Annotated in this window: 11 protein-coding genes; 8 read left to right on the top strand and 3 right to left on the bottom strand. The window is 75.8% G+C overall.

Features of this window, described 5'->3' with window-relative positions; all coding sequences use genetic code 11:
- Positions 1-64: 64 nt before the first annotated feature.
- Complete coding sequence (locus tag ACI8AB_RS19100; protein ID WP_456951409.1) at positions 65-1654, bottom strand: ABC transporter substrate-binding protein; 1590 nt, start codon at positions 1652-1654, stop codon at positions 65-67.
- A 211-nt stretch (positions 1655-1865) separates the two neighbouring features.
- Here ACI8AB_RS19100 and ACI8AB_RS19105 point away from each other — a divergent pair, with 211 nt between their 5' ends.
- Positions 1866-2693, top strand: a complete 828-nt coding sequence (locus tag ACI8AB_RS19105) for an IclR family transcriptional regulator (RefSeq protein WP_456951410.1) — start codon at positions 1866-1868, stop codon at positions 2691-2693.
- 79 nt (positions 2694-2772) lie between these two features.
- On the opposite strand, the gene ACI8AB_RS19110 is transcribed toward ACI8AB_RS19105, so the two are convergent.
- Complete coding sequence (locus tag ACI8AB_RS19110; RefSeq protein WP_456951411.1) at positions 2773-3960, bottom strand: DUF222 domain-containing protein; 1188 nt, start codon at positions 3958-3960, stop codon at positions 2773-2775.
- A 192-nt stretch (positions 3961-4152) separates the two neighbouring features.
- Here ACI8AB_RS19110 and ACI8AB_RS19115 point away from each other — a divergent pair, with 192 nt between their 5' ends.
- From ACI8AB_RS19115 to ACI8AB_RS19145, 7 genes are all read left to right on the top strand, one after another.
- Positions 4153-5130, top strand: a complete 978-nt coding sequence (locus tag ACI8AB_RS19115; RefSeq protein ID WP_456951412.1) for an alpha/beta hydrolase — start codon at positions 4153-4155, stop codon at positions 5128-5130.
- Between the two features lie 88 nt (positions 5131-5218).
- Positions 5219-5776, top strand: coding sequence for a quercetin 2,3-dioxygenase (locus ACI8AB_RS19120; protein ID WP_456951413.1), 558 nt, complete (start codon positions 5219-5221; stop codon positions 5774-5776).
- 72 nt (positions 5777-5848) lie between these two features.
- On the top strand, positions 5849-6754 hold the full coding sequence (locus ACI8AB_RS19125) for an alpha/beta hydrolase fold domain-containing protein (RefSeq protein ID WP_456951414.1): 906 nt from the start codon (positions 5849-5851) through the stop codon (positions 6752-6754).
- A gap of 180 nt (positions 6755-6934) precedes the next feature.
- Positions 6935-8569, top strand: coding sequence for an FAD-dependent monooxygenase (locus tag ACI8AB_RS19130; protein ID WP_456951415.1), 1635 nt, complete (start codon positions 6935-6937; stop codon positions 8567-8569).
- Between the two features lie 25 nt (positions 8570-8594).
- Positions 8595-9770, top strand: a complete 1176-nt coding sequence (locus tag ACI8AB_RS19135; RefSeq protein WP_456951416.1) for a glycoside hydrolase family 1 protein — start codon at positions 8595-8597, stop codon at positions 9768-9770.
- Positions 9770-10633 carry a fumarylacetoacetate hydrolase family protein gene (locus tag ACI8AB_RS19140; protein WP_456951417.1) on the top strand — a complete coding sequence of 288 codons (864 nt, stop codon included), beginning with the start codon at positions 9770-9772 and terminating at the stop codon, positions 10631-10633. Before ACI8AB_RS19135 ends, ACI8AB_RS19140 begins: the two co-directional genes overlap by 1 nt.
- Positions 10623-11873, top strand: a complete 1251-nt coding sequence (locus tag ACI8AB_RS19145) for a DUF3500 domain-containing protein (RefSeq protein WP_387985048.1) — start codon at positions 10623-10625, stop codon at positions 11871-11873. Before ACI8AB_RS19140 ends, ACI8AB_RS19145 begins: the two co-directional genes overlap by 11 nt.
- A gap of 6 nt (positions 11874-11879) precedes the next feature.
- Here ACI8AB_RS19145 and ACI8AB_RS19150 read toward each other — a convergent pair whose 3' ends face one another.
- The gene (locus ACI8AB_RS19150) at positions 11880-13058 is read right to left on the bottom strand and encodes a hypothetical protein (RefSeq protein ID WP_456951418.1); all 1179 of its coding nucleotides are present in this window, start codon (positions 13056-13058) and stop codon (positions 11880-11882) included.
- Positions 13059-13180 lie beyond the last annotated feature (122 nt).

The raw sequence follows: 13180 nt of genomic DNA on the forward strand, positions 1-13180 counted from the left end.
GTGGTCTGGGGCCGGGCCGGTGGCCGCCGGGCGTGCCGGCGGCCACCGGCCGATCAGGGAGCGGTCAGCTCGCCGGCTCGATGTCGGAGAGCACGAGGTAGGCGTTGGTCCCGGCGAAGGACGGCTCGGCGACCGACTCGGCGTTGTAGCCGGCGTAGACGAAGTCCTCGTACACCGGGACGAACCAGCCGTTCTCGGTGATGGCCCGGTTCAGGTCGGTCAGGGCCTGCTCCTGGGCGTCGCCGGTCGCACCGAGGGCGGCGCCGAGCGGGCCCTCGATCTCCGGCTCGGTGGCGTCCTGCATGTTCATGAAGCCGCCGTAGAGGGCACCGGCGACGAAGCCCGCGGGCTGGGCGCCCACGGTGAAGGGGCCGAAGATCACCGGGTCGGTCCGCACCGCCGCGAAGACCTGGTCGGTCGAGGTGGCGGTGACGAAGTTGAGCCGGATGCCGACCTCGGCCCACTGGCTCTGGATGGCGACGGCGTCCTCGTCGGGCTGGCCGAGGACGGTCAGGTCGACGTCGAAGCCGTCCGGGAACCCGGCCTCGGCGAGCAGCTCCCGGGCGCGGTCCGGGTCGTAGCCGAACTCCTCGTCCAGCGCCGGGTCGAAGCCGGGGGCCTCCTCGGGGAAGAGCTGGGAGGTCGGCCGGGAGCCGTCGTGCAGGTCGCTGACCAGCGCCTCGCGGTCGGTGGCGTAGGTCATCGCCAGCCGGGCCTGCTCGCTGGCGAAGGCCGGGTTGCTCGCGCCGGTCTTGTCGATGACCGGGAAGCCGACGATCGTGCCGCCGACGCTGACGACGCTCTGCCGCTGCTCGACCAGGTCGATCGTCGTCGGGTCGAGGACGGTCGCGACGTCGGCCTGGCCCGAGACGACCGCGTTGGCCAGCGCCTGCGGGTCGGTGATGACGTTGAAGACGATGGAGTCGTAGGCCCACTCGTCGGCGCCCCAGGCCTCGTCGTTCTTGTCGAGGGTGTAGGTGCTCGCGCGCGTCGTCTCGCCGGTGTCGAGGGTGTAGGCCCCCGAGCCGTTCGGCGCCGTCTCGAGGGTGCTCGGGTCGGCGACGCCGTCGCGGCCGACGATGATGCCCGCGGTGTCGACGAGGTTGTTCTCCGGCGTCGCCTGGGGCTGCGCCCAGGTGATGACCACGGTCCGCGGGTCCTGCACCGTCACGTCGGTGATCTCGGACGCCTGCCCGGGGGCCAGCGCGCCGTAGGCCTCGAGGTCCGGGTCGCTGCGCCGGTCGAGGTTGGCCTTGACCAGCTCGGCGTCCAGGGCCGACCCGTCGGTGAAGGTCACCCCCTCGCGCAGCGTGAGCGTGGTCTGGGTGTTCTCCGGGTTGTTGGAGAACTCGGTGACCAGGCTCGGCTCGACCGTGCCGTCGGAGGTGGTGACGAACAGCGCGTCGTACAGCGCGCTGAAGAAGGTGAACTGCCCCTGCGAGTACCGCAGCGGGTCGTAGCCGGTGGGCGCGGCATCGGCGTCGTAGGCGAAGGTCAGCGTGCCCTGCGCGCTCTGGCTGCCGCCGCCACCGCCACCGCCGTTGCCGCCGCAGGCGGCCAGCGTCGCGGCGGTCGCGGTCGCGACCACCGCGGCACCGATCCGCACGGTCGTCGGCCGGGTGCGCCGGCTGGTCAGCAGGGTGGATCGATTCATCGTGTCCTGGCTCCTCATCCTCGACGGACGCGAGGGGTCTGGACGGCCGACCGGCGGCCGTGCGGGCTGCTCCGCCCGACTGCTCCAAGACGATGAGGACGACTGCGCTGTGGCGTCAGGCACAATGCCGGTCAATGGAAAACGAGTGTGGTGCGCACCTCACCGGTGACGGACGGACGTCCTCCCGGTGAACCAGGACCCTGTGACCGACGTGACCGACGTGACCGACGTGACCGACGGACCGGGCCCGGCGCCGCGCGTCCGGGGCAGGCGGCCGCCGCAGGGCGACCCGGTGGTCGACCGCGCCCTCGCCCTGCTCGCCGCCTTCGACGCCACGCGTCCGTCGCTGACGCTGGGCGAGCTGGCCCGCCGCAGCGGCATCCCGACCAGCTCCACGCTCCGGCTGGCCGGCCGGCTGGTCGCCTGGGGCGCGCTGGAGCGCGACGCCGAGGGCCGGTTCACCGTCGGGCTGCGGCTGTGGGAGGTGGCCTCCCTGGCGCCCCGCGCCCGCGGCCTGCGGCAGGTGGCGATGCCCTTCCTCGGCGACCTGGAGGAGGTCACCCGCCAGCACGTGCTGCTCGCCGTCCGGGAGGGCGGGGACGCCGTGCTGCTCGAGCGCCTCTCGGCGCACGCGGCGATCCCGGTGCTGTACCAGGTGGGCGGGCGGCTGCCGCTGCACTCCACCGGCGTCGGCCTGGTGCTGCTGGCCTACGCCGACCCCGACGTGCAGGAGGAGTACCTGGCCCGGCCGCTGGTGCACGAGCCCGAGCGCACGCCGGTGTCGGAGGCGGCGCTGCGACGGACGCTGGCCGAGGTCCGCCGGGAGGGCCTCGCCCACTTCCGCCGCCGCGTCCCCCGGCCGATCGTCTCGGTGGCCGCGCCGGTCTTCGACGCCACCGACCGGCTGGCCGCCGCGGTCTCCGTCGTCGTGCCGCAGGAGGGCGCCGACGCCCGCGTGCTCGGCCCCGCGGTGCGCACCGCCGCCCGCGCGATCTCCCGCGGCCTCGGCGCCCGGCGCCCGCTCGGCCCCGGCCGCTGAGGCCGGCCCGATGCCGGCAGGCCCGTGCGACCGTCCGCGGTCGTTCGACGGGCGGCCGAGCGGGCCGGTGCAGGTGGGTTCAGGCAGCGGGTGCGCGCAGCGCCGGCGCCAGGGGTGCCGGGGTGGTGATCTCGGTGCCGTCGGGCCACCAGGTGCGCCAGGTCCCGGTGGGTCGTCGCTCGACGCGGAACCCGTGGTGGACCTTGGTGTGGTGGCGTTCGCACAGCAGCGCTGCGCTGTCGAGGCTGGTGTCGCCGCCATCGATCCAGTGGACCAGGTGGTGCACGTCGCACCACCAGGTCGGTGCGCCGCAGCCGGTGAACACGCACCCGCCGTCACGGAGTTCGGCGGCGCGGCGGATGTGGCGGCTCATCAGCCGCTGCTCGCGGCCGAGGTCGAGTGGTGCGCCGTCGGGGCCGAACACCACGCGGGACACCGCCCCCTCGCAGGCCAGCCAGCGGGCGCGGGCGGCGGAGATCGTGGCCCCGAAGCCCATCCGCCCGGCGTTGCGGCTGCCGGCCGGATCGACCAGGTCCGCCAGGTCCACGACGACGGCGATCTGCGGCCTGTGGCCGCGCAGCACCGGCAGCGTCCCGGCGGCCAGCACGTTGTCCGCCAGCTGGACGAGGGCGTCGCCGAGGCGCTGGGCGCGGGTGCGCTCGTCCCCGGCGGGCCGGTCGGCCTGCACGTGCGCCTCGAGTGCGGTCTGCAGCCTCTCCCCGCCCACGGCGTCCAGGTGGCCGCGGATGGTGAGGGAGCCGTCGGCGTGCCGGGCCAGCGTCAGTGACCGGCCCTCGGTCGGGTCGGGCTCCGGCCCGTCCAGGTCGAGGTCGTCGCAGTAGCGCTGGACCACCTGAGCCAGGTCGGCGTGCGAGTGCTCGACCGCCACACCGGTGAGGACCGCGTCGACCACCGCCAGGTCCACCCCGGCGACCGCGGCGGCGGTGAGCCGTTCGGGGGTCACCGCCCGCGCCGCGACGGCCACCTGCTCGGCGGTGACCAGCCCGGCCTCGTGCGCCTCGGCCAGCGCCGGCAGGTGCTCCAGCGCCCGGCCGGTGCGCACCAGCCGCGCGGCGGTGGCGGTCGACAGCCGGCAGTGCCCGCGCAGCCACGAGGCCATCGCCCTCAGCCCGTCCCGCTCGGGCGCCTGCCGGTTCTCCGCGGTCCGGACCAGACGGGCGAGGCGGGCGTCGATCCGGTTGCGCTCGGCGACCAGCGCGGCGACCTCGTCGAGGACGTCACCGCCGCCCGGCTCACCCGAACACATGTACGAAGCCTAGCCGATCAGGCACCCGTCCGCGACGTGAATCCGCAGGTCAGCGGCGCGTCCACAGGTCTCCGGTAGCCGTCGACCGGGACCCACAGACGCCTCGACCTGCCGGTCAATGGCACGGGGATGGCCGGACCCGCCCCTCGGTGACGAGGGTGACGCGGACCACCGCCGAGCACCGGAGGACCCGTGCCGATCCACCCCGCCATCGCCGCGAACCTGCACCTGCTGGAGGGCATCGAGTCCTTCGAGCAAGGTCTCGCCGACCCGGAGCAGCGCGCCCGCCTCGACGCGTTCATGTCGATCGAGGGCGCTCCCCCGCCGCCCGCCGTCGCCGCCCGGCCGGCGTCCGCGCCCGGTCCGCACGGCGACGTCCCGGTCCGGGTCTACGAGCCCGACGGCGGCGGCACCGACCGCCCCTGCCTCGTCTGGCTGCACGGCGGCGCGTTCCGGATGGGCGACCTGGACATGCCCGAGGCCGACTGGACCGCGCGGCAGGTCTGCGAGCGGGCCGGTGCCGTCGTGGTGAGCGTCGACTACCGGCTCTGCGTCGGCGGGGTGACCTACCCCGTGCCGCACGACGACGCCGTCGCCGCCGTCCAGTGGGTGCGCGACTCCGCCGCGGTCCTGGGCGTCGACCCCGCGCGCATCTCCGTCGGCGGCGCCAGCGCCGGCGGCAACCTGGCCACCGGGGCCGTGCTGCGGCTGCGCGACGACGACGGCTGGGTCCCCGCGGCGCTGGTCCTCGCCTACACGACCCTGCACGCCGTCGTCCCCGCGCCGTCGGCCGCGCTCGCGGCGCTCATGACCGAGGTCCCGCGGCTGCTGCGCTTCCTGCCGGAGGACCGTGCGTCGATCACCCGCACCTACCTGGGCGGGCCGGAGAGCCGCGCGGACGGGTACGCGATGCCGGCGAACGCCGTCCTCGACGGGCTCTGCCCCGTGCTGCTGCTGAACTCCGAGTACGACGACCTGCGCGCCTCCGCCGAGGCGTTCACCGCGGCGCTCGCGCTGGCCGGCGTCGACGTCCGGCAGGTGCTCGTCCCCGGGATGCTGCACGGCTTCCTCAACACGCCCGCCGTCGACGTCGAGCCGGTGGACCGGGCGCTCGCGCTGATGGCCGAGGTCGTCGCCGGGCAGCCCGTCACCGTCCCGGTGTCCGCGTGACCGTGCCGGTCAATGGCACGGGCGTTGGTCGGGTGACCCGGGTCACGGATGCTCGGACGGTCAGTGTCGACCCGACCCGGGAGTGCAGATGAGCTTCGAGTACCTGATCGACCCGGAGAGGGGCCCGCAGTGGCAGGGGGTGCTGCCCGGCAAGCCGGTCCCCTACGTGCTCAAGCGCGGCGAGGGCGAGCACGCGATGCTGTTCGGCGACCTGTTCAGCGTGCTGCTGTCCGGCGACGAGACCGAGAACCAGTTCGGGATCGTCGTCAGCGACTCCCCCGCCGGCGACGTCATCCCCACGCACTCGCACAACGCCACCCACGAGACGTTCTTCGTGCTCGACGGGAAGGTGCGGCTGTTCTTCGAGGACGCCGAGGGCGGCAAGCAGTCGCAGCTGCTCACCCCTGGCGACTTCGGCTTCGTGCCGGCCGGGTTCGCGCACGCGTACCAGATCGTCGAGGACGCCCGGATGATGGGCACCCTCTCCGGCGGCTTCGAGCGGTTCTTCCAGCACATGGGCCAGCCGACCGACCACCCGACCAAGGACCAGCCGCCGTTCATCCCGGACTTCCCGCGCATGCAGGCGGCGGCGCAGCAGCACGACATGCAGTTCATGCGCGACTACGAGTGGCCCGAGCAGGCCTGAGTCCCGCACCTCGCTCCCCGGGCGCGGTCCCTGACCAGGGGCCGCGCCCGGCGTCCGTTCCGAGGAGGCCCCGTGCCCACGCCCGCCCTGCCGCTGCCCCCGCCGGCGCACGCCGCTCCCCTGCCCGCGCCCGTGCCGGGCCCGGACGGCACCCGCGTCCTGTCCGGGGTCGCCTACGCGGCGCTCCCCGGCGTCCGGCCGCTGGAGCTCGACCTGTACCTCCCGCCCGGCGACGGGCCGCACCCGGTCGCGCTGTTCCTGCACGGCGGCGGGTGGCGGCTGGGCGGCCGGCACTCCGGCGGTCCCGCGTTCCCCGGACGCACGCTGTTCGAGCGGGTCGCTGCCGCCGGGATCGCGGTGGCCAGCGCCGACTACCGGCTCTCCGGCGAGGCGGTCTGGCCGGCGCAGCTGTCCGACGCGAAGGCCGCCGTCCGCTGGCTGCGCGCCCGGGCGGACGAGCTCGGCGTCGACCCGGAGCGGGTGGCCGCGTGGGGCGAGTCCGCGGGCGGCCACCTCGCCGAGCTGCTCGGCCTGGCCACCGACGCGGACCTGGAGGGCGACGTCGGCGTGGCCGGCCCGTCGAGCGCCGTCGTCGCGGTCGCCGCCTGGTACCCGCCGGCCGACCTCGCCGGCTTCGCCGCGGACGCCGGCGCCGACCCGGCCGACGCCGGCACCCGGGAGGCGCAGCTGCTCGGCGCCCCGCCGGCGAGCGTGCCCGGCGCCGCGGCCCAGGCGAGCCCGGTCACCCACGTCCGGGCGGACGCGCCGCCGTTCCTGCTGCTGCACGGCACCGGCGACCGGTTCGTGCCGTGCGTGCAGAGCGAGCGGCTGGCGGAGGCGCTGCGGAGAGCCGGGGCGGACGTCGAGCTGCACACCTACGACGGCGCGGACCACATGTGGCTGGGCGCCCCGGACGCGGCCGCGGACGCGCTCGACCGGACGACCGCGTTCCTGCGCGCCCGGCTGCTCGGGACGTGATCCGGAACTATCCGGGACCGCTTGCCGGTCAATGGAATCGCCCCTCGGCAGAGTGACCCCGGCCACCCATCCTCGACGTGTCCGGGCGCGGCCCCCGAGCCCCCCGGCCCTCGATCCCCGCCCCGCCTCCCTCACGTGGGAGGCGCCCGACGGCGGCACCGCAGTCCGACAGGAGTCCCCGTGACCGAAGCGCACGTCCCGTCCCGGGTCCCGGTCCTCGTCGCCGGCGGCGGCCCCAGCGGGCTGGCCGCCGCGATCGAGCTGGGCCGCCGTGGCGTCGAGGTGCTCGTCGTCGAGCCGCGCACCGAGCTGGACCCGCTGCGCCCGCGCGCCAAGACCACCAGCGTCCGCACGATGGAGCACCTGCGCCGCTGGGGCCTGGCCGACCGGCTGCGCGCCGCCGCCCCGCTCCCGGTGTCCTACGCCCAGGACGTCGTCTTCTGCACCGGGCTGTTCGGGCACGAGATCACCCGCTTCCCCGAGGCGTTCGGGCTGTGGACCGAGCCCCGCCAGGTCGCCGCCGAGGCCGGCCAGCAGGCGCCCCAGTCGGAGGTCGAGCGGCTGCTGCGCGAGGCCGCCGCGGCCCTGCCCACGGTCACCCTGCTGGTCGGCTCGCGGGTCACCGCGATCACCGACGGGCCGGACGGGGTCCGCGCCACCGTCGAGGGCCCGGACGGCACGGGCACCGACGTCGTCGCCGGGTACCTGCTCGGCTGCGACGGCAGCGCCGGCATCTCGCGGCGCGCGATCGGCGCCCGGTACGAGGGCTCCTCCGGCGCGATGCCCAACCTCAGCGTCACCTTCCGCTCCCGCGCGCTGGAGGAGCGGCCGCTGTGCACGCTCGGCGTGCACCACTGGGTGATCGGCACCGAGCGCGGCGGGCTCATGGGCCGGCTCGACCTCGACGGCACGTGGTGGGCGATCGTGCAGGGCGTCGACACGGTGGCCGAGGACGCCGACCCGGGGGCCCTGGTGCGGGCGATGGTCGGGGACGACATCGACGTCGAGGTGCTGGCCACCGACCCGTGGCAGGCCCGGATGCTGCTGGCCGACCGCTACCGCGGCGAGCGCGTGTTCCTCGTCGGCGACGCCGCGCACCTGAACCCGCCGTGGGGCGGGCACGGGTTCAACACCTGCGTCGGCGACGCCGTGAACGTCGGGTGGAAGCTCGCCGCGGTCCTGCAGGGCTGGGCGCCGGCCGCGCTGCTCGACAGCTACGAACCCGAGCGGCGCCCGGTCGCGCGGCGCACCATCGACGCCGCCGGTGGTCAGGAGGCGTTCCTCGCCCCCGCGTTCACCGGCCGCGACCTCGACGACGACGGCCCCACCGGCGTCGAGCTGCGGGCGGCGCTGGCCGAGGCCCTGCAGGTCAAGGACCCGGAGTTCCACAGCCTCGGGCTGGTGCTCGGCTACGACTACCCGGACTCCCCCGTCGTCGTCCCCGACGGCCGGCCGGTCCCCGCGCCGGCCCTGGCCACCTTCACCCCCTCGGCGCACCCCGGTGCCCGGCTGCCGCACGCCTGGCTGGGCGACGGCGACTCGCTGTTCGACCGCCTCGGCGACGGCTTCACCGTGCTGCGGCTGGACCCTGCCGCCGACGCCGGGTCGCTGGCGAGCGCCGCGGCCGCCCGCGGGGTGCCGCTGACCGACGCCGACCTGTCCGGCGTGCCGGGGCTGCGCGACCTGCTCGGCGCCGACCTCGTCCTCGTCCGCCCCGACCAGCACGTGGCCTGGCGCGGGGACGCGGTGCCCGACGCCGACACGCTGCTCGCCCGCGTCCTCGGGGCCGCCGTCCCCGCCTCCGCCCTCCGCTGACCCCCGATCCGAGGAGACCCGCCCCATGACCGCCGCCCAGTTCCCGGAGGGCTTCCTCTGGGGTGCCGCCACCGCCGCCCACCAGGTCGAGGGCGGCAACGTGAACAACGACCACTGGGAGATGGAGCACGCCGAGCACTCGCCGTTCGCCGAGCCCAGCGGCGACGCGTGCGACTCCTTCCACCGCTGGCCCGAGGACCTCGACCTCGTCGCGGGTGCCGGGCTCTCCGCCTACCGGTTCAGCCTGGAGTGGAGCCGGATCGAGCCCGAGGAGGGCGAGGTCTCGCGCGCCGCGCTCGACCACTACCGGCGGATCGTCGACGGCTGCCGCGACCGCGGGCTGGCGCCGGTGGTCACGCTCGTGCACTTCACCCAGCCCCGCTGGCTGTCCCACGACGGCGGCTGGACCGGCCCGAAGGCCGGCGACCGGATCGCCCGCTACACCGAGGCCGTGCTGCCGGTGCTGGCCGACGCCGAGTACGTGTGCACCGTCAACGAGCCCAACCTGGTGGCCGCCCAGCCGGTGATGGGCGCGATGGCGATGCGCGGCGAGCCGATCAGGGGGCTGCCCCGCCCCGACCAGGAGGTCGCCGAGGCGCTGCTCGGCCTGCACGCCCGCTCGATGGACGTGCTCCGCGGGAACGTCGCCCGCGCCGGCATGACGCTGGTCGGCCGCGAGCACCTCGCCGAGCCCGGCGGCGAGGAGCGGATGCGCGCCGAGCGCGCCGCCTTCGAGGACCAGTTCCTCGAGGCCGCCCGCGGCGACGACTTCGTCGGCCTGCAGGTGTACACCTGCGCCCGCTTCGACGCCGACGGCCTGGTCGCCCCCGCCCCGGAGCTGCAGACGCTCGCCCACGGCATGGAGCGCCGGCCGGAGGCGCTCGGTGCCGCCGTCGCGCGGGCCGCCGAGGTGCTGCCCGGCACGCCGCTGCTGGTCACCGAGAACGGCATCGCCACGGGCGACGACACCGACCGCATCGCCTTCACCCGCGACGCGCTCGCGTCCCTGGCCGCGGCGGTCGACGGCGGCGCGGACGTGCGCGGCTACGTGCACTGGTCGCTGCTGGACAACTTCGAGTGGATGCTCGGCTACCGCCCGACCTTCGGCCTGGTCGCCGTCGACCGGCAGACCTTCGCCCGCACGCCCAAGCCGAGCCTCGCCTGGCTCGGCGACGTCGCCCGCCGGAACGGACTCGCCTGATGCGCGTCGTGGGCATCCGCCGGGACGGCGGACCGGTCGAGGCGGCGGCGCTGTCCGACGACGGCGCGACGGTGACCTTGCTGGCGCCGCTGGCGGGGTTCTGGGCCGACGCGGCCCGGTTCCTGGCCGCGGAGCCGGCCGGGGACCCCGTCCCGGTCGCCGGCGTCGAGGTGGTGCCGCCGGTGCTGCCCGGCGCCCGCGTGGTCTGCATCGGGCTGAACTACCTCAAGCACGTCGCCGAGGGCTTTTTCGCCGGCGAGGGCGTGCCGCCGCACCCGACGCTGTTCGCCCGCTGGACCCGGTCGCTGACCGTCGGCGGGGCGGAGATCCCGGTGCCCGCCGACGAGGACGGCCTCGACTGGGAGGGCGAGGTCGTCGCGTACGTCGGGTCGACGCTGGTCGACGCCACGCCGGACGAGGCGCTGGCCGCCGTCGTCGGCTACTCGACGTTCAACGACGTCACCTCGCGGCGGGCGCAGAAGCTCACCTCGCAGTGGATCCTCGGCAAGAACGGCGACCGGTCCGGACCGCTCGGGCCGATCGTCCCCGCCGCCGAGGTCGGCGACCTGCGCGACGGGCTGCGCGTGCGGACCCGGGTCAACGGCGAGACCGTCCAGGACGGGCGCACCGACGAGATGGTCTACACCGTCGGCGACACCCTCGCGCTGATCAGCCGCACCATCACGCTGCACCCCGGGGACCTGCTGGCCACCGGCACGCCGTCCGGCGTCGGCTACGCCCGCACGCCCCCGTGGCTGATGCGGCCCGGCGACGTCGTCGAGGTCGAGGTCGAGCGGCTGGGCGTCCTGACCAACCGCATCGTCGGGAACGAGGCCCGGGAGGTGGCCGGCCGTGGCCGGTGAGTTCCGGCAGTACCTGTTCCCGCACGACCACCCGCGGCTGGCCGAGGTGCGTGGGCTCGACGCGTACGCCTACGGGGAGTTCGCGCGGAAGCCGGGCACGTTCACCGGTGGGCTGGTCGAGGGCTGGACGCCGCTGTACCTGGCGCCGTTCCGCGGGGTCACCGAGGACGGCACGCTGCGTCCGGAGGTGCACCGCTGGGAGCCCGCGCGACCCGGCGAGGAGGCGCCGGTCGCGGCGATGGTCGAGGCCGCGGAGGCGCTGCTGTCGCTGCTGTCACCGGAGGACCGGGAGCGGGTGTCGCACGCCGTCGACGCCCCGGAGTGGCAGACCTGGGCCAACCCGGAGTTCCTGCAGTTCGACACCGGCCTGCGGCTGGAGTTCCAGCCGCCCCAGGTGCGCGAGGCGGCGCTGGAGCTGGTCCGCGCGTCCCTGTCGCCCGAGGGCGCCGACCTCGTGCACGCCGCGATGCTGGTCAACGGCTTCCTCGGCGACGTCGTCGACCTGCCCGCGCTGCTCGGCGAGTGGAGCTACAACCTCGCCCTCTACGGCACCCCGGACCTGCGCGCGCCGTGGGGCTGGCAGCTCTACGGCCACCACTGCGCGGTCGACGTGCTGGTGGTCGAGGGCCGGATGGTGGTCTCGCCGGTGTTCGTGGGCGCCGAGCCCGACGAGATCGACGACGGCCCGCACGCCGGGATCTCCGGCCTGTTCGCCGACCGGATCGCCGCCGGGCTGGCCGTCATGGCGGCGCTGACGCCGGAGCAGCGGACCGCCGCGACGGTCTACGAGCGGATGGTCGACCCGGCGATGCCGCCCGGCCGGGTGCACCCCGGCGACGAGCGGCACCTGGCCGGCGCGTTCCAGGACAACCGGGTCATCCCGGTCGAGGGGGTCCGGGTCGCCGACCTGCCCCAGGACGCCCGGCAGCGGGTGCTCGACGTCGTGGCCACCTTCGTCGCGCTGCTGCCCGCCGGCCCCCGGGCCGCGCGGCTGCGCGAGGTCGAGGCGCACCTGGACGAGACCTGGTTCTCCTGGATCGGCGGGCACGAGCCCGGCGACGTCTTCTACTACCGGGTGCAGTCGCCGGTCGTCGTCGCCGAGCTCGACCACCACTGCGGTGTCTTCCTCGACTACGACACCCCGCAGCCCTTCCACGTGCACACGGTGCTGCGCACCCCGCACGGCAACGACTACGGCCGCGCCTGGGTGCGGCAGTGGCGGGAGCGCGCCGGCGGCTGAGCGGCCTCAGCCGGCCGCTTCCTCCTCGTCCTCGTCCTCCTCGTCCTCGTCCTCCTCGTCCTCCTCGTCCTCCTCGTCCTCGTCGTCCTGCTGGTCGGCCTGCTGGGCGTCCTGAGCCGGCCCGTCGTCCTGCTGCCCGTCGTCGTCCTGCTGCCCGTCGTCGCCCGCCTCGTCGTCGTACCCGTCCGCGCCGGCCATGACGGCGTAGAGGTCCTCGAGGACGTCGAGCGCGGTGTCGATGTCCTCCGGCGCGCGGTCGGCGAGCGCCCCGAGGGACTCCACGCGCTCCTCGGTGAGGAGGTCGGGCAGGCGCTCGAGCAGCGTGGCGACCGCCTGCGGCCCCTGGCCGGTGAGCGCCCGGCCGACGCGCAGCAGCGCCCGGACCGCGGCGGCGCCGCGCCCGTTGCCGAGCAGCTCGCCGGCCTGGTCGAGGTTCTCCTCGGCCAGCACCCGGTCCAGGCCGGCGGCCACCCGCTCCACCCGGCCGTCGTCGAGGACCTCGCCGGCACGGTCGACCACGTGCGGCAGGCGGTCGTCGGCGAGGAGCAGGTCGAGCCGGGCGAGCAGCCGGCCGAAGCGCTCGTCGGCGGGGAGGTCCAGCAGCCGGCCGATGCGCTCGTCGGCCGCGAGGTCCAGCAGCCGCCCGATGCGCTCGTCGGTGGCCAGGTCCAGCGCCTTCGCGACCCGGTCGCCGGTGACGAGCTCGAGCAGCACGTCGAGCCGGTCGACCCGCTCCGGCGAGGCCAGCCGGTCGATCCCGGCGCCGAGCTGCTGCAGCCGGCCGGAGGAGAGCAGCCCGTCGAGCGCGTCGAGGGCGCGCGGCACGACGTCGGCCCGCGCCCGGACCGAGTCGGCCACCCGGGACATCCCCGCGATCCGGTCGGGGGTGAGGACCGCGACCAGCCGGTCGGTCAGGGCGGCCACCGCGGCCGTCCGCTCGGGGGTCAGGACGCCGGCCAGCCGCTGCACCACGCCGGTGGCCGTGTCGACCACGTCGGGCGCCACCGCGGCTGCCCGCGCCACCGCGGGAGCGACCCCGTCGAGCAGCGTCCGGGTGCTCCGGAGCACGTCGTCGGCCATCGGCAGCAGGTTCTCCGCACGCGGCAGGGCCGCACCGAGCGTGCGGACCGACTCGACGAGGGTCCGGGGGAGGTCGAACAGGTCCGCGGGGTCGGGCAGGCGCATTGGCCCCCACTACCCGCTCGGTGACGCGACTCACTCGCGGGACGCGCCGGCGTCCGGCGACACCCGGTCAGGTGACCCGCCGTCGCTCGTGCTCTGCCCCGCCGGTGGGGGCAGAGCACGAG

It is taken from the genome of Geodermatophilus sp. SYSU D00698 (assembly GCF_054050335.1).